Annotated in this window: 21 protein-coding genes; 6 read left to right on the top strand and 15 right to left on the bottom strand. The window is 52.5% G+C overall.

The window, feature by feature from the left end; translation table 11 throughout:
• Positions 1-8: 8 nt before the first annotated feature.
• The 6 genes from RJ38_RS06265 to RJ38_RS06240 all read right to left on the bottom strand — a co-directional run bounded on the left by RJ38_RS06265 (position 9) and on the right by RJ38_RS06240 (position 6246).
• Positions 9-1025, bottom strand: a complete 1017-nt coding sequence (locus RJ38_RS06265; protein WP_039018029.1) for an oxidoreductase — start codon at positions 1023-1025, stop codon at positions 9-11.
• A complete protein-coding gene (locus tag RJ38_RS06260; protein WP_052245234.1) occupies positions 1022-2014 on the bottom strand; it encodes a glucokinase in 993 nt (330 codons plus the stop codon). The genes RJ38_RS06265 and RJ38_RS06260 overlap by 4 nt, the downstream gene beginning before the upstream one ends.
• 25 nt (positions 2015-2039) lie before the next feature.
• Entirely contained in the window at positions 2040-3143 is a 1104-nt protein-coding gene (locus tag RJ38_RS06255; RefSeq protein ID WP_039018028.1) for an ABC transporter ATP-binding protein, read from the bottom strand.
• A gap of 3 nt (positions 3144-3146) precedes the next feature.
• Complete coding sequence (locus RJ38_RS06250; RefSeq protein ID WP_039018027.1) at positions 3147-4034, bottom strand: carbohydrate ABC transporter permease; 888 nt, start codon at positions 4032-4034, stop codon at positions 3147-3149.
• Positions 4027-4923 carry a carbohydrate ABC transporter permease gene (locus RJ38_RS06245; RefSeq protein ID WP_039018026.1) on the bottom strand — a complete coding sequence of 299 codons (897 nt, stop codon included), beginning with the start codon at positions 4921-4923 and terminating at the stop codon, positions 4027-4029. The genes RJ38_RS06250 and RJ38_RS06245 overlap by 8 nt, the downstream gene beginning before the upstream one ends.
• A 69-nt stretch (positions 4924-4992) precedes the next feature.
• Entirely contained in the window at positions 4993-6246 is a 1254-nt protein-coding gene (locus RJ38_RS06240) for an ABC transporter substrate-binding protein (RefSeq protein WP_039018025.1), read from the bottom strand.
• 179 nt (positions 6247-6425) lie between these two features.
• On the opposite strand from RJ38_RS06240, the gene RJ38_RS06235 reads away from it, so the two are divergent.
• From RJ38_RS06235 to RJ38_RS06225, 3 genes are all read left to right on the top strand, one after another.
• Positions 6426-7124 carry a response regulator transcription factor gene (locus tag RJ38_RS06235; protein WP_052245233.1) on the top strand — a complete coding sequence of 233 codons (699 nt, stop codon included), beginning with the start codon at positions 6426-6428 and terminating at the stop codon, positions 7122-7124.
• 25 nt (positions 7125-7149) lie between these two features.
• A complete protein-coding gene (locus tag RJ38_RS06230; RefSeq protein ID WP_162183553.1) occupies positions 7150-8574 on the top strand; it encodes a sensor histidine kinase in 1425 nt (474 codons plus the stop codon).
• Between the two features lie 151 nt (positions 8575-8725).
• The gene (locus tag RJ38_RS06225; protein WP_039018022.1) at positions 8726-9205 is read left to right on the top strand and encodes an acyl-CoA thioesterase; all 480 of its coding nucleotides are present in this window, start codon (positions 8726-8728) and stop codon (positions 9203-9205) included.
• On the opposite strand, the gene pgi is transcribed toward RJ38_RS06225, so the two are convergent.
• The 3 genes from pgi to zwf are packed head-to-tail and all read right to left on the bottom strand — an operon-like array spanning position 9202 to position 12951.
• Entirely contained in the window at positions 9202-10857 is a 1656-nt protein-coding gene (gene pgi, locus RJ38_RS06220; RefSeq protein WP_272945937.1) for a glucose-6-phosphate isomerase, read from the bottom strand. The two genes, RJ38_RS06225 and pgi, sit on opposite strands and share 4 nt — an antisense overlap.
• Positions 10829-11503: a 6-phosphogluconolactonase gene (pgl, locus tag RJ38_RS06215; protein ID WP_039018020.1), complete on the bottom strand. Its 675-nt coding sequence runs from the start codon at positions 11501-11503 to the stop codon at positions 10829-10831. Before pgl ends, pgi begins: the two co-directional genes overlap by 29 nt.
• Positions 11500-12951, bottom strand: a complete 1452-nt coding sequence (zwf, locus tag RJ38_RS06210; RefSeq protein WP_039018019.1) for a glucose-6-phosphate dehydrogenase — start codon at positions 12949-12951, stop codon at positions 11500-11502. Before zwf ends, pgl begins: the two co-directional genes overlap by 4 nt.
• Positions 12952-13171: 220 nt before the next feature.
• Here zwf and RJ38_RS06205 point away from each other — a divergent pair, with 220 nt between their 5' ends.
• Positions 13172-14122 carry a radical SAM protein gene (locus RJ38_RS06205; protein ID WP_052245231.1) on the top strand — a complete coding sequence of 317 codons (951 nt, stop codon included), beginning with the start codon at positions 13172-13174 and terminating at the stop codon, positions 14120-14122.
• Here RJ38_RS06205 and RJ38_RS06200 read toward each other — a convergent pair.
• The 3 genes from RJ38_RS06200 to RJ38_RS06190 all read right to left on the bottom strand — a co-directional run bounded on the left by RJ38_RS06200 (position 14119) and on the right by RJ38_RS06190 (position 16221).
• Positions 14119-14721 carry an HNH endonuclease gene (locus RJ38_RS06200; RefSeq protein WP_052245230.1) on the bottom strand — a complete coding sequence of 201 codons (603 nt, stop codon included), beginning with the start codon at positions 14719-14721 and terminating at the stop codon, positions 14119-14121. The genes RJ38_RS06205 and RJ38_RS06200 overlap by 4 nt on opposite strands.
• A gap of 183 nt (positions 14722-14904) precedes the next feature.
• Positions 14905-15576: an alpha/beta hydrolase gene (locus RJ38_RS06195; RefSeq protein WP_039018018.1), complete on the bottom strand. Its 672-nt coding sequence runs from the start codon at positions 15574-15576 to the stop codon at positions 14905-14907.
• Between the two features lie 9 nt (positions 15577-15585).
• Positions 15586-16221, bottom strand: coding sequence for a DNA-3-methyladenine glycosylase family protein (locus RJ38_RS06190; RefSeq protein WP_082005658.1), 636 nt, complete (start codon positions 16219-16221; stop codon positions 15586-15588).
• Between the two features lie 138 nt (positions 16222-16359).
• On the opposite strand from RJ38_RS06190, the gene RJ38_RS06185 reads away from it, so the two are divergent.
• Positions 16360-17592 carry an MFS transporter gene (locus RJ38_RS06185; RefSeq protein WP_052245229.1) on the top strand — a complete coding sequence of 411 codons (1233 nt, stop codon included), beginning with the start codon at positions 16360-16362 and terminating at the stop codon, positions 17590-17592.
• A gap of 52 nt (positions 17593-17644) precedes the next feature.
• Here RJ38_RS06185 and RJ38_RS06180 read toward each other — a convergent pair whose 3' ends face one another.
• From RJ38_RS06180 to cysS, 3 genes are all read right to left on the bottom strand, one after another.
• Positions 17645-18424, bottom strand: a complete 780-nt coding sequence (locus tag RJ38_RS06180) for a squalene/phytoene synthase family protein (RefSeq protein ID WP_238321658.1) — start codon at positions 18422-18424, stop codon at positions 17645-17647.
• A 100-nt stretch (positions 18425-18524) separates the two neighbouring features.
• Positions 18525-20147 carry a citramalate synthase gene (gene cimA, locus RJ38_RS06175; RefSeq protein WP_039018016.1) on the bottom strand — a complete coding sequence of 541 codons (1623 nt, stop codon included), beginning with the start codon at positions 20145-20147 and terminating at the stop codon, positions 18525-18527.
• 124 nt (positions 20148-20271) lie between these two features.
• Positions 20272-21717, bottom strand: coding sequence for a cysteine--tRNA ligase (gene cysS, locus RJ38_RS06170; RefSeq protein WP_039018015.1), 1446 nt, complete (start codon positions 21715-21717; stop codon positions 20272-20274).
• A gap of 305 nt (positions 21718-22022) precedes the next feature.
• Here cysS and RJ38_RS06160 point away from each other — a divergent pair, with 305 nt between their 5' ends.
• Complete coding sequence (locus tag RJ38_RS06160; RefSeq protein WP_039018013.1) at positions 22023-23192, top strand: pyridoxal phosphate-dependent aminotransferase; 1170 nt, start codon at positions 22023-22025, stop codon at positions 23190-23192.
• Positions 23193-23211: the final 19 nt, after the last annotated feature.

The following is a 23211-nucleotide window of genomic DNA, read 5'->3' as shown; positions in this document are numbered from 1 at the left end:
ACCCGGTATCACAAAGAAATTCGTTTGTGTGCCAAAGCGCTTTCCTGTGCCGCAATAAGAACATGCATAACATCCAACGCTTGCTCAGCGGTTACAAATGTTGAACGCCCATGATGAATTTCATCTGATATATTTTTGTAAAATACTTCGTAACACCCTGCTTCTAGGGGAATTTCTTCCTCCGCCCCCGAGGCACGCATCAACCGCGCGTATCCACCTAGGGTCTGACCCCAATCGCGACTTCCGGGGGAAACACCGCGTTTTAAAGCGACTTCTTGCCCATCCAAACCATATTGAAAGAAGCTCGCATCACTTCCGTACAGAGCAATACGCGGGGCATGATCACGCATCAGCGAGCTGGCATGTGCAACAACGCGCCGCTCACCATATTCCAGCATAATATGGAAAAAATCATCAACCTTCGCCCCGTTTCGTTGCCGCGCCAAGTTGGCCATCACAGCTTTGGGCATACCAAACATGCAGATAATCTGATCCAGTAAATGTGGGCCAAGATCATATAAAATACCGGCCCCTTCGATTTCCTCTTCCCGCCACCTTTGCTTGATCTGTGGGCTGAAGCGATCAAAGTGAAATTCAGCGAAACTTATTTCCCCCAAATCAGGCAGGATTTTTTGTGCCGTGATAAATCCTCCGTCCCAGCGTCTATTATGAAAAACACTGAGCAATCTTTGTTGTTCCTGCGCCAACGTCACCAGTTCAGATGCTTCTGACAAAGTCACAGTGAATGGTTTATCCACCACCACATGTTTCCCCGCCAACAAGGCCAATTTCGCCAAAGATGCATGGCTGTCATTTGGGGTTGCGATCACGATCAGGTCGATCAGTGGGTCATCAATCACGTCTTGGATGGATGCTCCCTGCACGCCTTGGGGCAATTGTTTTCCGGCAAAATTTCGACTGCCAATTTTACACAGCTGCAGACCCGGCTCAACCTGGATCAACGGGGCATGGAACACCTGCCCCGCACCACCAAACCCCAGCAATCCTACCTTCAGCGGGGTCATTCTTGCATCCCCCCCTGCACCATCAAATCGTGCGCCTTCAGAAAGTTTCGCGCGCCCATAAGGCCGAATTCATCGTTCTTATACAAGAATACAGGCATCTTTGATCGCCATCCGCTGTGGCGTCCACCCGCGTTAAACGCTTCCATGAAAACATCTCCGAACAGCCAAGGGTTGGGTAAGGCAACGCCGCCGGTGATAAACACCCCGCCGCGCGCATCCACCGTTAACGCAAAATCCCCTGCCAAAGCGCCGAGGCAGCGACAAAACAGATCGGTGGCAATTTTCGCAATAGGGTCAGTATCTGCGCGTCCATGCTGCAAAATATCCTGTGCGGTGTTGCAGATCATCGGAAGATCGCGCACCTGGGCAATCGATCTGTAAAGGTAAGGCAGTCCAGTTCCAGACAGGATCGCCTCGGCCTCGACGGCAACGCCCGTTCCGATCTGTATTTCAGGCCAAAGCGCGATCAGCTGCGTGAAATAATCAAATTCATCTTGGGTTTCAGGGGCAAGTCGAACGTGCCCGCCCTCTCCCGAGATCACATTGGGTGTCCCGTTGGAATGCGCCATCATGCCAACGCCCAATCCCGTTCCAGGCCCAATGATTAGCATCGGAGCATCAGATTTCACGAAACGACCCTGCAGCGCATCAACATCATCTGCCGTCACCGTCGCGAGAGACCACGCCGCGCCCTCAAAATCATTGAGAATATGCACATTGGCAGTGCCGCAAGCCGCCGCCAGATCAGAACATGTAACCTTTTGACCCGCATTGGTTAACTTTACCGCACCATCAGACACGACGCCAGCAGCAGCCACCGCCACGCCAGCCGGTGACCCCGATTGCTGCGCCATGAAGACAGCACACGCGTCTGCGACCCCCAGCTTGCCCGTCGACGGGAACCTGTGTTGCGCAATGATTTCGCCACTGGGCGCAATCGCAGCCAAGCGCATATTGGTGCCACCCACATCAGCAACAAGGTTCCACATGTTCAACTCCAAGCGTTATGGCCACTTAAGACAAGCGCATTTCCGTTTTAGGGTCAAACAGGCTTGCACGCGACATATCGATAGAAAATGCCATTGTGCCTTCGATGATCTGTGCATATCCCGAGCTAACCCGCGCCATGACCTCCTGCCCATTCCAGGTCAGCACACATAGCGTATCTGCCCCCGTCGCCTCGGTCACATCAATATCGCTGTCAAAGCTGGCACCCTGCCCATCTTGAGTGATCGCCTCAGGACGAAGACCGACGATAACCTCGCGTCCAATCCAATCGGTCAGATCCGCAGGCTGTTGCGACAGATCCAACAACATGGGTTGCTCAACGCCGTTTGCCAACACAGAGACCTCCGCAACAAGACCGGTATCCGCTTGGGTAACCTTGGATTTGATAAAGTTCATGGGCGGAGACCCGACAAGACCCGCAACAAACATATTCACAGGTTGGTCATAGATTTCTGCGGGGCTTGCCAGTTGTTGCACTTCGCCATCTTTCAGAATGGCAATGCGATCGGCCAAGGTCAGCGCCTCGATTTGATCATGGGTTACATATACCATCGTCGCATTAAGACGTTTGTGTAACCGTTTGATTTCAGTACGCATCTCCAAACGTAACTTTGCATCAAGATTTGACAGGGGCTCATCAAACAGGAACACTTCTGGGCGACGCACAAGCGCGCGCCCCATGGCAACCCGTTGACGTTGGCCGCCGGAAAGTTGACCTGGCTTGCGATCCAACAGATGATCCATCTGCAACATCTTCGCCACCTCAAGCACGGCCGTTTCGCGTTCTGCCTTTGGCACACCGCGCATCTCAAGACCGAAGGCGATGTTCTTGGCCACGGTCATATTCGGGTATAGCGCATAGGATTGAAACACCATGGCGATGTCACGGTCCTTGGGATGAACGTCGTTGATCACGCGATCCCCGATGGAAATTTCCCCCTCGGTGACGCTTTCAAGCCCGGCGATCATGTTCAAAAGCGTTGATTTACCGCAACCAGATGCGCCCAAAAGCACCAGAAATTCACCGTCTTGCAGGTCAATGTCGACACCTTTTAGGACTTCCACATTTCCGTACCGCTTAACCGCGTTTTTAATTGTCAGAGAAGCCATGTTTTATCCTTTAACCGAGCCAGCGGTGAGACCGCGCACAAAGTAGCGGCCCGCGATGATATAGACGAAAATTGTGGGGGCAGCGGTGATCAGGGCAGCGGCCATATCGACGTTGTATTGTTTAACGCCTGTTGTGGTGTTCACGAGGTTGTTCATCGCAACCATGATCGGCTGCGCGCCCCCTGTCGTGAAGCTTGCCCCAAACAGAAAGTCATTCCAGATCTGGGTGAATTGCCAGATCACCGACACCACAATGATCGGTGGTGACAGCGGCAAAATGATGCGGCGAAAGATGGTAAAGAACCCTGCCCCATCAATCGTCGCCGCGCGCACCAATTCATCCGGGATGGTGACGTAATAGTTGCGGAAAAACAGCGTGGTAAAGGCCATGCCATAAACCGAGTGCACAAGGATCAACCCATAAACCGTGTTGGTGATGCCAATTTTACCAAGGGTTACCGCCATGGGCAGAATGACCACTTGAAAGGGTACGAAACAGCCAAAGAGGATCAAGGCAAAGACCAGATTTGCGCCTTTGAATTTGAACTTTGTCAGGGAATACCCGGTCAGCGCACCCAATAGGGTTGAGATGATCACAGACGGGATCGCCATGCCGACAGAATTCCAAAAGTAGGGCTCAAGTCCGGTGCAATTCACACCGATACAGGCCTCAGACCAAGCGTGACGCCAAGACGAAAAGTTAAGCTCGTGGGGCAAAGCCAACAGCGACCCGCCGCGAATTTCCTCTAGTCCCTTCAGGGATGTCCCAACCACCACATAGGCAGGCAGCAAGAACCATATCGCAAAGACGATCAGCACAGCCCAAAGCAAGACGCGCAAAGCAATTGATGCCCCGGTGCGCGGTTGGTTAAATGTCGCTTGATCAGACATGTTTTTTCCCCCGCAATTCAGAATAAAGATAAGGCACCATGATCGCAGCAACCGTCGCCAGCATGATCATCGCCGAGGCCGCGCCGATCCCGATTTCATTGCGCCGAAACGTCATTTCATACATGAAATTCGCAGGTAAAGTGGATGAATACCCAGGGCCACCGCCGGTCAGCGCAACCACCAGATCAAAGCTTTTGATCGCGAGATGCGACAGGATGACAATCGCGCTCATGAACACCGGGCGCATGGATGGCAAGATGATCCGCATATAGATTTTCCAAGGTGACGCGCCATCAAGGCTGGCGGCTTTGATGATATCCTGATCCACACTGCGCAATGCAGACAGAAACAAGGCCATCACAAACCCAGCACTCTGCCAGACCGCCGCCATCACCAAAGCGTAAACCGCCAGATTTGCGTCATTGGTCCAGCCGAAGGAAAAGCTTTCCCAGCCCCAACTGCGTACCACCGTTTCAAGCCCAAGGGACGGGTTCATGATCCACTTCCAAGCCGTGCCAGTGATGATAAAAGAAATCGCCATTGGATATAGATAAATTGTACGAATGAACCCTTCCGCACGAATTTTTTGGTCCAGCAGAACAGCCAACAGGCACCCAATAACAATCGCGAAGGCGATGAACAGGATCCCGAAGATGAACAGGTTTTCCTGTGCGACACCCCAGCGATCCATTTGGAATAGACGTTCATATGGGCGGGTGCCGATCAGGTTATAGTTCGGCAACATTTTTGATTTCGTAAAGGAAATATACGCCGTCCATGCGATAAATCCGTATACAAAGAACAGGATCGCCGCAAAGCAGGGTGCCACAACGATTTGGGGCAACCAGCGCGCAATTCTATCCGCAATTTTCAGGGGGGGATGGGTCACGTTAGACCTCCTCCGGGTAAACAGTGGATACATGGCCTGGACAATACCAGGCCATGTGATTCATTCAAATTATTGCGCAAGTTTGATCGCATCGACCAACTGTGCCACCGCATCAGCGGACGACATATCAGAGTTAAAATGCGCAGTTGCAACGTCGATGAACGCACCACGCACAGCCCCCGCTTGTGCGATTTCATGCGCCATTGAGCCCAGCAACGTATTGCCTTCAGCGGCAGAGACCATGTCATCCATTGATTTGATCGCACAATCATCGAAACTGTCACGTGGCACATCTGTCCGCGCAGGGATTGACCCTTTCAACACGTTGAATGTCTCTTGGAAATCAGTGCCTAGGATCAGTTCAGCCAACAATGCTTGGCCTTCGACATTATCCTCACCAGACACATTGAACATGGCAAAGCTGTCTGAATTCAACAGGTAACCATTCTCAGACGGTGTGGATGCACAGATATAATCGACGCCTGGAACTTTGCCAGCGGCAGCGAATTCACCCTTTGCCCAATCGCCCATGATCTGCATCGCAGCTTCGCCGCGCATCACCATTGCGGTCGCAAGGTTCCAGTCACGACCAGGGAAATCCGGATCAACATAGCCGCGCATTTTGCGCATCTGATCAAAGACAGCAACCATCGTGTCAGACCCAAGCGCGTCCATGTCCAATTCAACCAAAGCTTTTCGGTAAAAATCGACGCCACCAATGCCCAAAACAACGGTTTCAAAAACGGTTGCGTCCTGCCAAGGCTGACCACCGTGTGCCAGGGGAATGATGCCCGCCGCAAGCAGTTTGTCTGCAGTTTCGTTGAATTCATCCCAGGTGGTCGGCACGGTTGCGCCAACTTTGGCAAGGACCTCAGGGTTCGCCCAAATCCAATCAACACGGTGCACGTTGACAGGCACAGCAACATAGTTGCCCTCGTATTTTACGATATCTTGGATCGCAGCGGGCAACACTGCATCCCAGTTCTGTGCCGTCGCAACCGCGGACAAGTCGCCAAGCGCACCAGCTTCGGCCCATTCTTGGATATTCGGGCCCTTAATCTGAACCGCAGCAGGTGGATCCCCGGCCAATACACGTGCGCGCAGAACCGCAGCTTGCGCATCACCACCGCCACCAGCGACAGGTGCGTCAACCCAGCTGCCGCCACGGGCAGCGAATGCTTCTTGCAGAGCTTTCACAGCTTGGGCTTCGCCGCCGGATGTCCAGTAGTGCAAAACCTCAGCGGTTGGGTCAGCCTTCAAGGGCGCCGCCAATGCCGTTGTCAAAGCCAAAGCACCAACAAGTGTTTTCGAAATAAGTGTCATGAGTTCCTCCCAGAATCAATTTCAGGCAATTTCAAACCTAGGGAATGCTACGCCGAAAGCTCCGGCCGCCCAGCCGTCGTTTTGTTGCGTTTTGTAACAGTCTTGCGAAACAATGCGTCCAATGCCATGACTAACCTGCCCGCAAGCTGCCCGCCAACTTAAGAATAAGGTCCAATCTCGTGCCCAGAGTTCACATCATCGAAGATGACGCTGAAATCTCAGCTCTGCTGTCGACCTATTTGGAACGTCGCGATTTCAACTGTGTGGTCTCCAATTCAGCTGAGGACGCCCAAAATCATTCCCCCAAAGATTTCGACATCTTTATTGTCGATATCATGTTGCCTGGGAAAAGTGGCTTGGACTTCTGCCAATGGGTGCGCCAAACATCCAACGTACCTTTGATCATCCTATCTGCAGAAAAGGGTGACGAAAAACGAATACATGGCATTGAACTTGGCGCGGATGATTATCTTGAAAAACCCTTCAACCCCCGTGAGTTACTTGCACGAATGACCGCCCTATTGCGCCGCAGTGAACGTACCGAAAAACGCATTTCCGGCAAGGTTTCATTCAACGGTTGGACGCTAGATCGCAGCAATCAGAAACTGCACGGCCCTCAGAATATTCACTTGCCGCTCAGCTCAACCGAATATGCTTTGCTGTTACAATTGATCGATGCAGTCCCAATCCCTGTGCAACGCGAAGACATCGGAAAACTGGTGTTCAACATCGATCTTGATCCAGAAGACCGACGCGTTGATATTTTGGTCAGTCGGCTGCGTAAAAAGATGAACGCCGTTGACGCAAATGCGGATTTCATTCGGACCATCCGCAACCGTGGGTACCAATTTTGTGCTGATATACAGGGACAAGGTTAATATGCGCTCAGGGTATTCCCAGCACATGGCGCGCTTTATCCCCGGGGCATTAGCACAACGTATCCCATTGATAATAATGTTGGTTTGCGTTGCAACCACCCTGCTGTCGGCATGGGTGACTCACAGCTTACACCAACGCAGCACGGCACTCACAATCGCACAGAACTCAGGGGCATCGCTGCACGCATTGATCCGCCGCGCCATTGATCCCGGTTTGGTAGATCAAACTCAACTTACCTCTGGTGTCTATAGTATGGAACGTCATCGTGGCCTCAACACCCCACTGCCAAGTCAATCCGTGCTCCTTATTTTACAATTGGAACAAGATCGATTGCGCAGTGCTGTGGTATTTCAGGAACCACCGAACCTTCCCGATGCATTACGCGCCGGACGTTCCGACCAAACAGCAAGTCAACGGTTATCAAAACTGTCCCATGGCATGGCGAGGCAAGATATCAAAGCCCGTCTCGTTGTGTTTATGCCCGATGGTGCCACGTTAGAAATCACAGCCCCCACCATTTGGAAGGACCGGCTAAGTCAGCCGATGGTCGTATTGATTGGCTTGTTTGGATTTGCCGTGATCATTTCTCTTGCGCTGGCCCTTTCTCTGAAACTGACAGCGCCCTTCCAACAACTCGCGCGACGTCAAACACAGGACACAGTGTTAGATGTTCTTGCTTCCACCGAAGCACATACCATCAACCATCGCCTTCAATATCTCACGGATCAATTCCGCATCGAACAAGATCGAAAATCTCGAAGTTTGGCTGCGATTTCACATGATCTACGCACACCAGTCACCCGTCTAAGGCTGCGCAATGAATTGCTCGAAGATGAAGATTTGCGCGTGAAGTTTGAATCCGACTTGGATGAGGTCACAAGCATCGTTGATGGCGCCCTTAACCTTCTCAGTATTCGCTCCCAGCCTGAGGAAACGCATAATTTTTCGCTGGTCGCCTTGCTGGAAAGCCTTGTGAATGACTACCGCGACACAGGGAAGCCCGTGACGTTCCATCCCTGCAGTCACCTTGATATGCAATCTCCGGGTTCGGTTTTTTCGCCTGCAACAGAGATCACAATTAAATCTGAAAGTGCCTGTATGATGACCGGGCAGCCCGACAAATTACGCCGGGCGTTTTCGAACCTGATAAACAACGCCCTGAAATACGGAGACACAGCCGCGATTGAGGTGCTTCCCCTGACAAAGGACATGTTCCACGTCAGCATTCAAGACAATGGGCCAGGCATAGACCCCGATCAGATCGACAAGGTTTTATTGCCATTTGTACGTGGCCGCCCCCAAAGCGCGGCCCCAAAACCTACGGACCAAGGCGTGGGATTGGGGCTATCCATCGCCCTTGAAATTATCGAAATACATGGCGGTACGATTAACTTTACCAACACGCATCCAGGGCTGCTTGTGTCCGCAACAATCGCCCGTGAAAGCTAAGCCACGTCACTTTCCGATGCACTAATTTACCACTCAGACAAACTGAAAAGTCAGTGCAGATCTTTCGGTTCAACCCGAGTGTAGAACTGGTGTTCGTCCTTGGGGCCTACAAAACCTTGAACCAGGCATTTTCTTCCGTTAATTGCGTCACATGGAAACCCGTTATCACACCCCGCTTTCACCTGCAGAAATGTCTCGGTTTGGCTATGAAGGCGACTGGCCTTACGGCATGGCTGACCGCGTTCATTTCCATGAGCTGGACAGTCTGAATCACGTTAATAATGTGGTTTACTTCGCATGGTTCGAAAACGTCAGGGTCGCCTATATGAGGGAATGGGGGCTTTCGACGTATCAACCGGGTGACGATAACCCTCGCCTTGTCGTTAAGTCCGTATCTGCCGATTACATCCGCGAAATGCATATGGGCGAAAGCTATCTCGTGACCGCGCGTACCAAGGCGTTTCGCAACACAAGTTTCACGATGGAATACGCATTATGGAGCGATGGTTTACGCGCAACCGGCGAAGCGGTCGTTGTGTGCCTGGAACCCGACGGCCAAGGCAAACGCCCCCTGTCCGAGGACCTTAAGCAAAGGTTTATTTTGCTAGACGGTGCCCTGCCCGCAGCCTAGTTGCGCAGGTTTTGAACATAGCTGACCAACTGTTGAGTTGACCCATCCTTGTCATCGCTGCTGGACTGTCCCGACACAATCGGCTGCAACGCGACGGCAAGTTCTTTGCCAAGCTCGACGCCCCATTGGTCATAAGAATTGACACCTAACATCACCCCCTCAACAAACACCCGATGTTCATAGAGCGCGATGATCATTCCTAGGGTTTTGGGGGTCAACTTCGGATAGAGCAACGTCGTAGATGGCCTGTTCCCCGAAAACACCCGATGACGGGCTTGGCGTTCAAGTTCTTCCCCCACTAAACCCTTTTCCTGCATAATATCACGGGCTGTTTCCAGACTGCGTCCGGTCATTAGGGCTTCTGATTGCGCCAAGCAATTCGCGATCAAAAGTTCATGTTGATGCACAAGATTAGGTTCATGGCCTTCGGCAGCCAACAAAAACTCACAAGGAACAACGCGCGTGCCTTGGTGGATCAACTGGTAAAATGCGTGTTGCCCGTTGGTGCCCGGTTCCCCCCAAACAATGGGGCCAGAATGGGCTTGAACAGGTGATCCGTCCATGCGCACTGACTTGCCGTTGCTTTCCATTTCAAGTTGTTGAAGGTAAGCCGGAAGTCGACTAAGACGTTGATCATAAGGCAAAACTGCGCGCGTGCTATACCCAAGTCCCTGATTGTGCCAAATCCCAACCAATGCCAACATTACGGGCATATTCTGCGTCAACGGGGCGTCTGCGAAATGTTGATCCATTTCACGGGCCCCTTGCAGGAACTGTGCAAATCGATCCGAACCAATTGCGATCATAATTGTCAAACCGATAGGGCCCCAAAGCGAATATCGGCCACCGACCCAGTCCTCAAAGCCAAAAACACGTTCTGCCGGGATCCCCCATTCAGAAGTTTTTTCGAGGTTAGATGACAAGGCCGCGAACTGATCGCCAGGATCTTGCACCTGTTTTGCCATCCAATCGCGTGCCGTTTGCGCATTGGTCATGGTTTCAATCGTTGTGAAGGTCTTTGAGGCCACAAGTATCAGCGTTGTTTCAGGGTCAAGACCTTGCAATACCTCATGAATATGCGCGCCATCCACGTTGGATACGAAATGTGTGCGTGGCCCGTCATGGTAAGGTTTCAACGCGAGACAGGCCATAGCGGGACCAAGATCAGATCCGCCAATACCGATGTTTACGACATCTGTAATCGCGCCGCCCTGCCCCTTGAATGTACCATCGCGCAGCGCATTCGTGAAACGCGACATACGGCGCAATGTCTCATGCACTTCGGGCACGACATTTTGCCCATCCTCAAGGATCGTATCACTTTCTGCCGCACGCAATGCAGTGTGTAAAACCGCGCGATCCTCGGTTTCGTTGATGTGGTCACCTGACAGCATTGCAGCGCGGCGTTGCGTAAAACCTGCCTCTTCAAGCATCTCGGTCAATGTGCTCACACAGCCATCCGTCAGACTTGTTTTCGAATAATCAAACAGCATATCCAGCGCCGAAACCGAAAATCTTTCGGCACGACCGGGATCAGAAAACAAACCCGAGATAGGTGTTTCTTGAGCGGATTGAATGTGTGATTTCAGCTTATTCCACATGGGTTTAACTTTCGATCTTAAACTAGTTTTTTGCCCAGTGGATACGTGCACCACCCCAAATACGGTTAACCGGAGCTCTCATTGCGGACAGACCGCTGGCTTTCTCAAGCGCTGCAAGCTTCTCGTCCCCTGTGACGACAATGTGCTTCGCCATGGCAGAGTTCAACGCGGGCTCGGTCAATGTGATCCGCGGCTCATCTTGACTGTCGACACGCATCGGCATCACCAACGGCGCAGACGGATCAATGGCAAGGGCCAAGTTATCACCGCCAGGAAACAGGCTGGCGGTGTGCATATCCGCACCAACCCCCAAGAGAACCACCGAAAGCGGCAAAAGTTCAGCGACCTTTTCGCGGGTTTTTTCGATCTCGTCTTCGGGCTGCTCGCAATGATTATACAGGGAAACAAACGTCGCCTTCGCGGCCCGATCCGCAAGCAGATGTTCACGGATCAAGCGCGCATTTGATCGCGGTGAGCTGTCTTTCACCCAACGTTCATCAGTCTGCACGATCGTAACATTTGCCCAATCGATATTTGCCGCACACAGAACGTCAAACAAGGGCGCAGGTGTTGTGCCACCAGGCACAGCGAAGGACGCTTTTCCATTCGCTTCCAAAGCCGTTTCTAAATCCGATGCGATCTCTTGGGCGACATCGATCATCATCATCTCGGCGTCGGCATATTTGATGATATTCATGCTTTAATCTCTCTCCAACGGCGACCATCGCGGTGCAACAACATTAGACTGTCATCAGGTCCGGAACCACCGGGGTCATATTCAACTGGTTTCTTCCCAGCACTTTCCCATGCTTCAATAATCGGATCAGTCCAAGCCCAGGCAGCCTCGACTTCATCACCACGCATAAACAGCGTTTGATTTCCGCGCATCACATCCATGATCAGGCGTTCATATGCGTCGGGAATGTCATCACCATCCGCCAAGGCCTCGGCGAAGCTCATGTCAAGCGGCACTTCAATCAAGCGCATACCGCCAGGCCCAGGTTCTTTGATGGTCACTCGAAGGTTCATACCCTCATTTGGCTGCAAACGGATCACCAGAACATTGCCACGGCGACCCTCTTGTTCACCGAAAATGGAATGTGGCGGATCTTTGAAAACGACTGCGATTTCGCTTGTCCGCTCGCGCAGACGTTTTCCGGTACGCAGATAGATCGGTGTACCCTTCCAACGCCAATTCGAAATGCCCAACTTCATAGCGATAAAGCTTTCCGTCTTGCTTTCTGGGTTCTCCGCATCGGTCAGGTAAGACGCCGTGTCGTCACCCGCACGGTATTGTCCGCGCACGATGTCTTTTGGATCCGGCGCATCTAACGCTCTGATAACTTTAAGTTTCTCATCTCGAACCGCATCCGGCTCAAATTCGCTGGGAGGTTCCATACCGATCAAACACAAAAGCTGCATCAGATGGTTTTGGATCATATCACGGATTGCGCCAGACTTGTCGTAATAGCTTCCTCGCCCACCAACACCCACGCTTTCGGCGACCGTAATTTGGATGTGATCGACATATTGACTGTTCCAAAGCGGTTCAAACAAGATGTTGCCAAAACGCACAGCCATCAGGTTTTGCACAGTTTCTTTGCCAAGATAATGATCGATGCGGTAGATTTGCTTTTCATCAAAGCTTTCAGCGAGAACCCCATTCAACGCTTTGGCCGTTTTAAGATCGCGGCCAAACGGTTTTTCAACCACGATACGACTGTCACCATCGGCGATTTCGTGGTCATGAAGGCGTTCTGCCAATGGGCCAAACAAACGCGGCGCAACAGAGAAATAGAACGCCCGGATCACGTCGGGGCGCATCATCGCGGCCAATTCGTTCCATCCCGCATCCCCTAAAGCATCAACAGGCAAGTAATGGATATGGCTTACAAAAGCGTCGATATGGGCCTTGTCGTGTTTCGAACTTTTCACGAATTCACAGATCGCGTCATTCACAAATTGTCTATAACCAGCATCATCCAAGTCGGTCCGCGCAGCGCCGATAACCCGTGCATTTTCTGGGATTTGCCCTGCGAGATAACGACGATACAGGCCAGGTAAAATTTTACGACGGGCCAAGTCACCTGTGCCGCCAAATATCACAAGGTCAAAGACCTCAACCGGGATAACGCGTGATACCATTTGATCCTCTGAATGTCTTCGCCTGAACGGCAGTTTGGTTTGGGGGCATCATATATGTTAGCGCTACCAATGCAAGTGCGCGAACCAAATATCACCCAGAATTGCGCAGAGTTTAACAGGTTGATCAGCCTTCACAATGGCGTCATGTACCAGTGAACATCTTTTCGCGCAGACATGGCTAGGATAGGCTGCATCCAAGACGACAAAAGGGCATATACATATGGACGATCAGGCAATTACACTCCAGGCGGCACAAAAATTCAAAGACCCAAAAATCACCGCGAAAGGCGAGCGTCGCGCTTCGGTTCCCCTTCGCGATCCACAAACCCTTTGGTTCAACACCGGAACCCTGTGCAATATCGAATGTGTGAATTGCTATATCCTCAGCTCGCCCACCAACGATGCGTTGGTCTATATGTCCGCGACTGAGGTGGCCGACTATCTTGATCAATTGTCCGCGCGTAAATGGCCAGTGCGAGAAATCGGCTTCACTGGCGGCGAACCCTATATGAACCCTGAATTTAATCACATGTGCCGTGCCGCGCTTGAGCGTGGATATGAGGTGTTGATCCTGACCAACGCTATGCGTCCTATGATGCGGAACTCTGTGAAATCTGGGATCGAGGCACTGGTGCAAGAGTTCGGGGAAAAGATCACGTTTCGCATTTCATTGGACCATTGGTCGGCCGAAAATCATGACAAAATGCGCGGAAAAGACAGTTTCGCCAAAACACTTGAAGGCATGCGTTGGCTGAATTCCATTGGGGCGCACCTGGCTGCGGCTGGCCGCCAGCTTTGGAACGAGGATGATCGTTCTGCGCGGGATGGTTACGCAAAACTATACGCAGATAACGACTTTAAGATTGATGCGTATAACCCTGGAATGACAGTTCTTTTCCCGGAAATGGACGAAGCTGTTGATGTGCCTGAAATCACCGTGGACTGCTGGGGAATTCTGAACAAATCCCCCAATGACATCATGTGTGCGTCATCTCGAATGGTTGTGAAACGGCACGGCCAAGCCCCGTCGGTGGTGGCTTGCACCCTGCTTCCCTATGCGGAAGAGTTTGACTTGGGTCACAGTTTGGAAGAGGCCGAAAAAGACGTCGCGCTCAATCATCCGCATTGTGCCAAGTTTTGCGTTCTCGGCGGGGCAAGCTGTTCTGCCTAGGTTTCCAACTCGGCGTCCCAATACAGAAAATCCATCCAACTGTTGTGCAGTGATGACTTCGCCAAAGGGCGTCGCCTTGCGGCCTTGTCCAGCTGGAAAGCATTGGGTTCAAAGGGTTCACGCAATAGTTTCATCCCCGCTTGGCGCGGTGTCTTATTGGCTTTGCGCAGATTGTCCTTGGAGCAACAGGCAACGATGTTAAGCCAGTTCGATCCACCGCCTTTGCTGCGGGGGACCACGTGATCAAAGGTCAGATCCTTGGCCGCAAATCGTTCGCCGCAATACTGACAGCGAAATTCGTCACGCAGGAACAGATTATATCGTGTGAAACCTGCATTCTTACGCTTGCGATAGCTTTTCAAGGCAACCACCGCCGGCACATCAAAACTATCAGATGCGGAATGCACCTGAACATCTTCATATGTTTTGACTTGAAACACCCGGTCTTGGTGGACTGCGACAAATGCCGTTTGCCAATCCCAAACCGAGAGTGGCGCCCAGCTGAGTGGCTGCATATTTGCATTTAAAACAAGTGTTCGAAGCCCCGCCACCACCGGGGCCGACTGACCAGAATCTCTGTGTTGTTGTCCACCGTCCATACGCATCACCGCCCTATGCAGGTCGCGTGCCAAATGGGATCTGACCCGAAACCAACAGGTTGTCGAGGCGGGATCCCGCCTCTGCTTAGGTCGACTATATATGGTAGCTCACATCTAGCAACCCCATCATATAGCACCTTCACGTTTTAAGGTACCGCAGTGTGGCGACATTTTTATGACAGTTTATTGCGGGTTATCGTATTTCAGCATCTGGCGCATAAAGGTTAAGGCAACAGATAACCCGTCTTCAGCGATCCCATGGGCCGTCCCTTCCATCACATGGGCATAGGTGTCAAACCCAGCCGCCTGCAGCGCGTCACCCGCCTCAGACAGGGATGAAATTGGCACGACATCATCCTGATCACCATGCAACAGCAAGATAGGTGGTCGCGTGATGAAATCGGCTTCCAAACGTTCTGGCGCAAGCAAACGACCAGAAAAACCAACTACGCCAGCCATCTTAAACTCACGGCGGGGCGCCACATGCAAAGCCATCATTGTCCCCTGTGAAAAGCCCAACAAAATCAATTCAGACGGCGTAATTTCTTCCGCCTGCAAGACGATATCGATGAAAGCATTCAGATCTTCACTGGCACGCTCAAGCCCGGCAGCCGAATCTTCTTCGCTAGACCCATCAATCCATGGGATCGAAAACCATTGACGTCCCATGGGTGCCATGGCCGGACGTTCCGGGGCATCAGGTGCGTAAAACGTTGTGTCAGGCATATGCGCCGCCAGCGGATTCGCAAGGCCCAGCAAATCTGCCCCATCCGCACCGTAGCCATGCAGAAAGATCACCACAGATTTCGTGTTGCCGCTTTGCGCTTCCTGCCGTTTGAATTCCAGTTCCCGCATGTCCTACCTCTATCTAATGCCATCACGTTTTTTGATCTCTCGGTAGTAGGCCCAAAGCGCGCGCGCTGCAACTGATCTCCAGGGGGACCAAGCTTGCGCCATCAGGCGCATTTCTTTGGGTTTGGGGCGCTCAGCGAGATCAAACAAAACCTTAGCGGCCTCCTGGAGGGCCAAATCACCCGCTGGAAACACATCCGCATGCCCCAGCGAAAACATCGCATAGATCTCAGCGGTCCAAGGGCCAATCCCAGGCAGCGCCGTTAAAGTTTTGATGGCCTCTTCCGGGGATGCATCCCGCAAAGCCGTATAATCAAGATCTGCCTCAGCAAGCGCGCGCAGATATTTGATCTTTTGAACCGATTGTCCAGCCGCACGTAAATCATCGTCACTTGCAGATAAAATTTGTGCCGGTGTCACCAAATCAGCATCCTTCATTCGCTGTGCAATTGCATTGGCCGCCGAGGTTGAAATCTGTTGACCAATAATCGCATCAACCAAAGCCCCAAACCCATCCGGCTTAAGGCGCAGCGGCAAAGGCCTGAGTTGCGGCAAGATCCGTGCCAATTCAGGCACTTGCTTAGCAAGCCAGTCCGCGCCGTGCGTCACGTCGTCAGGCCCCGTGATGATCCGCATTTCTGAAGTCATAGGTGATGTCCTTTGTGGGGTGCCCTTACTGAACCTTCGCAACGTCATAGCGCTTGAATGGCCTAGATAACAATAAATCATTGGTACACGCACCATTTCATCTTTTCCTTCCCTCGCGAACGCGCTACGGCTTGCGATATGAACACCACTTCCGCTGCCCCAGCCCCGATTGATCCGCAGGTGAAACGAAATGTTTTCATCCTGATTGCTGCCCAAGCTTTCCTTGGGGCACAGATGCCTATGATCTTTACTGTGGGCGGGCTTGCGGGGCAGCAACTGGCATCAAACCCTTGTTTTGCGACGCTCCCCATTACGTTGATCGTGTTGGGATCAATGCTAGCTGCGCAGCCGATGAGTGCATTTATGCAGAAATACGGGCGTGCAGCGGGCTTCTTTGCCGGGGCAATCTGTGGCGGAATTGGCGGTGCGATCAGTCTCTGGGGGCTGTATGAAAGTAGTTTCCTGATTTTCTGTCTCGGGTCGCTTTTTACCGGTGTCTATATGTCAGCACATGGGTTCTATCGGTTCGCAGCCGCTGATACGGCCACGCCAGATTTCCGCCCTAAGGCGATTTCTTGGGTTATGGCTGGTGGGCTTTTGGCCGCGATCATTGGGCCACAACTGGTCAAGGTCACGAAAGAAGCCATGCCCGTCTTATTTGCGGGCACCTATATGGGCGTGATTGCGGTGAACGCGATTGGGTCCCTTCTGTTCTTCTTCCTGAGCATTCCAAAACCGACGCCCCCCGCTGCTGACGCCCCCAAAGGCCGCAGCAAAATGGAGTTGCTGAAAGATCCCATCATCGCCGTCGCGATCATCTGTGCCATGGTGTCTTACGCCTTGATGAACCTCGTGATGACATCCACGCCCTTGGCGGTTGTCGGCTGTGGATTTGTGAATGGCGAAGAGGCTGATATTGTCTCTGCCCATGTGCTTGCCATGTATGTGCCTTCCTTCTTCACCGGACATCTGATTGCCCGCTTCGGGACACGTAATATTGTTGCAACGGGCTTGGTTATCTTGCTGGGGGCCGGTGTGGTCGCCCTGTCGGGTGTGACGCTTGCAAACTTTTTCATCGCCCTTGTGTTGCTTGGCATTGGCTGGAACTTCGGCTTTATCGGCGCAACGACTATGCTGGCCGGGGCTTATGATGATGCCGAACGTGGCCGTGTCCAGGGTTTGAACGACATGATCGTCTTTGGCTGTGTCACCATGGCGTCACTGGCGTCAGGCGGATTGATGAACTGTTCCGGTGGCGATGCGCAATCTGGCTGGCAAGCAGTCAACCTTGCGATGGCACCGTTTTTGATGTTGGCAGGTGGTGCGTTGTTGTGGTTAACCCTGCGCGCCCCAGCAGACGAAGCGGTTTAAGTTAAACACAAGCAAAGGGGCCCGCATCATCGCAAGGCCCCTTTGTCTTTCTTTAGTAACGACCCACTAAGGTTTTGAAGAACAAGCTGCGTTTTTTGTGAAACTCTGACAGACCAACAGCGCCTTGTGCCACGCGTTCAGGCTGTGCTTTGATCTGCTTCAACACAGCTTTTGTCTGCCAAGCACTGCGCAGAGCGGCACACCAAGGCGCGCGCGCAAAATGCACGGCGTTCAGGTTGTGAAGCGCCGTTGTTGCCAAGTCCCTAACAGTTTCGAGACGGCCATCATGCAGGGGTTGGCGTCCTCGGCTTTCCAGTTCAGGAATCGCTTGGAACCACGTCACAATCCCATGACTGTTTCCGATCACGCCTATGTCTTGCATCAAAGCATCTGGCGCGCCTAAGGATTTCGCAGCAAGTCGCATCAACCCGCCTGATGTGGCTGCAATATGGGCATGAAATGCGATCTCATCTGCGAATGGATCCTTGTTTAAATCCCACCAGCGAGCGGCAATCAGATCATCCAATACACTGGCATCCAATCCCTTTTCGCGGATCAACAGCGTTAGCGGACGGGCAACCTCATGGGCACGCGGCACGGCGTCACTATTCGCCGATTCCACCACATCTCGCCAAAATTGCAGTCGCATCTGGCCGACCATCGGTTCCTGACTTGCCCAGGCAGCACGGGCAACTTCAAGATTAAAAGCATAGAGAATAAACAAAGGCGCACGTTGTTCGGGGCGTGCACTCATCACCGCCATAAAGCGATCGGGGTCACCTTTTTGCACCATTTCAGCGCAGGCGTTTATGTCGTCAGTTAGATATGTCAAACCGGGCCTACCACACTTAAAAGACAGTCAAAATCTGTGCCCTGCGTCCGCCAAACTTCGATTTCACCGCCAAATGCAGTGTAAAGCTTCCACAACGTATTCATGCGGATTTCACCCCATCGTGAACAAGCTTCCAGGCGATCGCCTCAAGCAAAGCCTCGAAGCTGGCATCAACTATGTTCGGGCTGACACCAACGGTGGACCAACGATTGCCAACACTGTCTTCGCTGTCGATGATCACGCGGGTCACGGCCTCGGTTCCGCCATCCGTGATGCGCACCTTAAAGTCCACCAAACGCATGTCATCAATACTGGCCTGATACGGGCCAAGATCTTTTGCCAATGCATTCGACAGCGCATTTATCGGCCCGCGATCATTGCCGTTTTCATCAATACTTTCAGAGACCGATAACATGCGATCCGCACCGATTTGAACAACCACGACGGCCTCGGACACGGTGACCATTTCACCGCGCATGTTTTTGCGCCGCTCGACTGTCACCTTATAACGTTCCACATCGAAGAATTTCGGCAATTCCCCCAGTTCTTCCAGCGCCATCAACTCAAAGCTGGCTTGCGCTGTGTCGTAAGAATAGCCCGCAGTTTCGCGCGTCTTGATACGGTCTAAAATTCGCCCAAGCGCCGGGTCGCCTTTTTCAACAGCATAACCTGCATCACCTAAGCGTTTGATTAGGTTGCTTTGTCCAGCTTGGTTTGACATCGGAATAACCCGCGTGTTGCCAACACTTTCCGGGTCCACATGTTCATATGTGTTTGGGTTTTTCATGATCGCGCTGGCGTGCAGGCCGGATTTATGCGCAAAGGCCGAGGCCCCAACATAAGCCGCCTGTTTCGCAGGCACACGGTTCAGAATTTCATCCAATGCACGCGACAGATGGGTCAGCCCTTTCAGGCTTTCCAAGCTGACGCCAAGGTCGAATTTCTCAGCATATTCAGGCTTCAACAGCAGGGTCGGAATGATCGTTGTCAGGTTTGCATTGCCACAACGTTCGCCCAGGCCATTCAGCGTGCCTTGCACCTGACGCGCACCGGCATCAATCGCCGCCAAACTGCCGGCAACGGCATTTTCCGTATCATTATGGGTGTGGATTGCCAGGTGGTCGCTGGGCACGCCCGCTGCAATCACCGCTTTCACAATTGCATAGATTTCGGACGGCAATGTGCCGCCATTGGTGTCACATAAGACGATCCAACGCGCACCAGCGCTATAGGCGGCCAGCACGCTTTCCAACGCATAATCCGCATCATATTTATAGCCGTCAAAGAAATGTTCCGCGTCAAACAAGGCCTCGCGCCCTTTGGCGACGATATGTTTAAAAGACGCCGCGATGTTCTCAGTGTTTTCTTCTTTTGTGATGCCCAGAGCTTCGGTCACGTGATAGGCAGACGCCTTGCCCACCAAACAGACCGCAGGCGTTCCCGCGTTCATCACAGCGGCGAGGATATCGTCATTTTCAGCCGAACGCCCTGCCCGTTTTGTCATGCCAAAGGCAGTGAAAGTCGCGCTATATTTCGGCGCGGCTTCGAAAAATTCGCTGTCGGTTGGGTTCGCACCGGGCCAGCCACCTTCAATGTGGTCAATGCCCAGATCGTCCAAGGCTGCCGCGATTTGCAGTTTCTCAGCGGTCGAGAACTGAACCCCCTGCGTCTGCTGCCCATCGCGCAAAGTCGTGTCGTAGAGGAATAGCTTTTCTTTTGTCATTGGCTCTTCTCTTTTTTATTTTGTCACGCCTGACTGACGGTCAGGCAGCCCCCGACCCTCCCCACGGGAGGGGGCTTCACCCCCACCCAGGGTCAGGGGCTGCCTTTGGTGTGTTGAGGCACGATCACTTTATTGCATCAAGTTCAGTCGGATCTACATTGTGATCCAAGTGCGCGATGGCAGACTGTTCTCCGCCCTCCTTAACAACTTTCAGCGTCACCCCTAACTGCTGTGCAGCGTTCTTCAACCGGTCAGCTGCTTCGAAATCTCTCAGATTGCGGAGTTCCATCCATCTTCGCGCTAATGAAATGGCGGAGCCATGCTCTTGTTCACTGAAAGGCCCCCAACCCAAGGTACTTATTGAAGGTGCATAGTTAAATAGACCAAGGAACTTTAAACTTGCGAACAACACGCCAGCGTCACCTTTCCCTTTCTTAACATCTGATGCGAGAGAGTGAATCTCAGAGATCGCCAAGGGTGTGTTTAGATCATCAGCCACCGCATTGATCACACTATCGCTAGGTACGGTTGCCGTTGCGTCTGAAACCAGCGTCCAAAGTTCCTGCAGAAAAGATTTTGCGTCTTTGGCCTTTTCAGATGTCCAGTCCATTGGTTTACGATAGTGCGTTCCCAAAAAAACCATCCGAATGACTTCCCCCGGCACTTTGAATTGGCCATCATGGCCATCCAGCAAATCGCGCACCGTGAAGAAATTGCCCAAGCTCTTGGACATTTTCTTACCCTCTACCTGTAACATCTCATTGTGCAGCCAGACATTGGCAAAGCCAGCGTCAGGGTTGGCACAGCAGCTCTGGGCGATTTCATTCTCATGGTGTGGGAATTGCAGATCATTACCGCCACCGTGGATGTCAAAGCTTGATCCCAGCAGCTCATCCGCCATGGCAGAACATTCAATATGCCAGCCAGGACGACCACGGCTCCATGGGGACGGCCAACCAGGCAGGTCATCCGTTGACGGTTTCCACAGCACAAAATCCATCGGATTGCGTTTGTAAGGCGCAACTTCCACACGTGCTCCGGCGATCATATCATCAATGGACCGCCCCGACAGCGCACCGTATTCTTTATAGCTTTCCACCGCGAACAACACATGTCCCTCAGCCGCGTAAGCATGCCCCTTGGCGATCAAATCCTCAATCATTGCAACCATTTGCGGGATGAATTCCGTCGCGCGCGGCATGTGATCGGGTTCGTCCGTGCCAAGCGCCGCCATATCCTCCAGATACCAAGCGATTGTTTCATCACTGCGTTCGCGCACCAGATCTTCAATCGTGCCCTGCGCACCCGCTTCCTTGCGGGCCATGGCGGTCGCGTTGATCTTATCATCCACGTCAGTGAAATTGCGCACATAGGTCACGTGATCGGTACCGTACACATGGCGCAACAACCGGTTGAGCACATCAAACATCACCACAGGGCGCGCATTTCCAAGATGGGCGCGGTCATAAACCGTCGGCCCACAGAGATACATCCGCACATTGTCAGCATCAATCGGCGTAAAGACCTCTTTTTTGCGGGTCTTGGTGTTATGCAGCTTAATCTCAGTCATATGTCCTCACAGCGGTATGCGATGCAGAATGGCCCAACGGGACCACTGGCCTTGCGGCGGGCATATCAACTTCATTTCATGATGAAAACGACAAAGAACGCCCGCGTGACAATGTCAGCGGATAATGCAGGTCATAATGCAAATGTTCTTGTTCATGGGGGCGACCATACCGCCTATGTCGCATATGTCCAGCCCTCGCGCCGTTTTCATCACAGATTTTGATATGCCTGCGCTTTAATCCACGTTTGACAAATCAGGCGCGGCATGGTCGCCTGCTCAAAACACACGACCTCGGGGAATATAGAATGGATCTTTCAAAGCGCATCACCGGCCTGACCGGTGACGGGGATGACGGTTGGGGCATCTTCATCAAAGCACGTCAAATGAAAGCAGCGGGCAAGCCGGTGCTGGAATTGACCATTGGCGAACATGATGATCGCACGGAACAGATTATCCTTGATAAAATGCACGCATCTGCATCCGGCGGCCATACGGGATACGCGATGGTTCCCGGCACCGATGCCCTGCGCGAAACTGTGGCAAAGCGGATTGAGGAACGCACCGGCGTGCGCACCACCCCTGCGAATATTATGATCACGCCAGGTGGTCAAAGTGCATTATTTGCAAGCCATGCTGCCGTTTGCGATCATGGCGACACCGCGATGTATATCGATCCCTATTATGCGACCTACCCTGGCACAATTCGCGGTGTTGGTGCGGTGCCTTTGCCGGTTCAGGCGCGATCACGCAATGATTTCCAACCTGATATCGCGGATCTGGAAGCCGCGATCACGCCCGGCGTTAAATCCCTGATGATCAACAGCCCAAACAACCCAACAGGCGTCGTGTATTCACGAGAAACCCTTGAAGGGCTTGCGGATTTCGCGAAGAAACACGACCTCTGGCTGATCTCGGATGAGGTCTATGACACCCAAATTTGGGAAGGTGAACATATCTCTCCCCGCGCCTTACCGGACATGAAGGAACGCACGTTAGTTATTGGTTCTATGTCGAAATCCCATGCTATGACCGGATCGCGCATTGGTTGGGTTTGCGGCCCTGAGGCCGTGGTTGCCAATCTAATCACTTTGGCGACACACACGACCTATGGCGTGGCTGGGTTCATTCAAGATGCGGCGAAATTCGCATTGGAACAGGGCGAAACGTTTGAAGAGAAAGTCGCAGCCCCTTTCCGCCGTCGTCGCGAAATCGCGCGCGAACTGTTACAAGGTCAGAATTCGGTCAAGCTGATCCCAGCAGGCGGTGCGATGTATCTGATGCTTGATATCCGCGCAACAGGCTTGTCCGGCGAAGACTTCGCCGAAGGCCTTCTAGAACAAGAACTTATCGCGGTCATGCCCGGTGAAAGCTTTGGCGCGGCATCTGCAGGCCATATCCGTGTGGCCATGACCATCCCGGATGATCAGTTCAAAGATGCTTTTGCGCGTTTGATTAAGTTTGCCGCGGATAAATAACATCCCTGCCCGATTTCCG

It is taken from the genome of Halocynthiibacter namhaensis (genome assembly GCF_000812685.1).
GTDB classification, from domain to species: domain Bacteria; phylum Pseudomonadota; class Alphaproteobacteria; order Rhodobacterales; family Rhodobacteraceae; genus Halocynthiibacter; species Halocynthiibacter namhaensis.
This window is presented reverse-complemented; position numbering and strand designations above follow the sequence as displayed.

Coding starts and splice junctions, on each gene's coding strand:
- RJ38_RS06230 (WP_162183553.1), top strand. CDS start 7,150: ATGGCGCGCTTTATCCCCGGGGCATTAGCACAACGTATCCCATTGATA.
- RJ38_RS06260 (WP_052245234.1), bottom strand. CDS start 2,014: ATGTGGAACCTTGTTGCTGATGTGGGTGGCACCAATATGCGCTTGGCT.
- pgl (WP_039018020.1), bottom strand. CDS start 11,503: ATGAATATCATCAAATATGCCGACGCCGAGATGATGATGATCGATGTC.
- RJ38_RS06265 (WP_039018029.1), bottom strand. CDS start 1,025: ATGACCCCGCTGAAGGTAGGATTGCTGGGGTTTGGTGGTGCGGGGCAG.
- RJ38_RS06240 (WP_039018025.1), bottom strand. CDS start 6,246: ATGACACTTATTTCGAAAACACTTGTTGGTGCTTTGGCTTTGACAACG.
- zwf (WP_039018019.1), bottom strand. CDS start 12,951: ATGGTATCACGCGTTATCCCGGTTGAGGTCTTTGACCTTGTGATATTT.
- RJ38_RS06185 (WP_052245229.1), top strand. CDS start 16,360: ATGAACACCACTTCCGCTGCCCCAGCCCCGATTGATCCGCAGGTGAAA.
- RJ38_RS06225 (WP_039018022.1), top strand. CDS start 8,726: ATGGAAACCCGTTATCACACCCCGCTTTCACCTGCAGAAATGTCTCGG.
- RJ38_RS06205 (WP_052245231.1), top strand. CDS start 13,172: ATGGACGATCAGGCAATTACACTCCAGGCGGCACAAAAATTCAAAGAC.
- RJ38_RS06190 (WP_082005658.1), bottom strand. CDS start 16,221: ATGACTTCAGAAATGCGGATCATCACGGGGCCTGACGACGTGACGCAC.
- RJ38_RS06200 (WP_052245230.1), bottom strand. CDS start 14,721: ATGGACGGTGGACAACAACACAGAGATTCTGGTCAGTCGGCCCCGGTG.
- RJ38_RS06195 (WP_039018018.1), bottom strand. CDS start 15,576: ATGCGGGAACTGGAATTCAAACGGCAGGAAGCGCAAAGCGGCAACACG.
- RJ38_RS06255 (WP_039018028.1), bottom strand. CDS start 3,143: ATGGCTTCTCTGACAATTAAAAACGCGGTTAAGCGGTACGGAAATGTG.
- cimA (WP_039018016.1), bottom strand. CDS start 20,147: ATGACAAAAGAAAAGCTATTCCTCTACGACACGACTTTGCGCGATGGG.
- RJ38_RS06250 (WP_039018027.1), bottom strand. CDS start 4,034: ATGTCTGATCAAGCGACATTTAACCAACCGCGCACCGGGGCATCAATT.
- RJ38_RS06160 (WP_039018013.1), top strand. CDS start 22,023: ATGGATCTTTCAAAGCGCATCACCGGCCTGACCGGTGACGGGGATGAC.
- cysS (WP_039018015.1), bottom strand. CDS start 21,717: ATGACTGAGATTAAGCTGCATAACACCAAGACCCGCAAAAAAGAGGTC.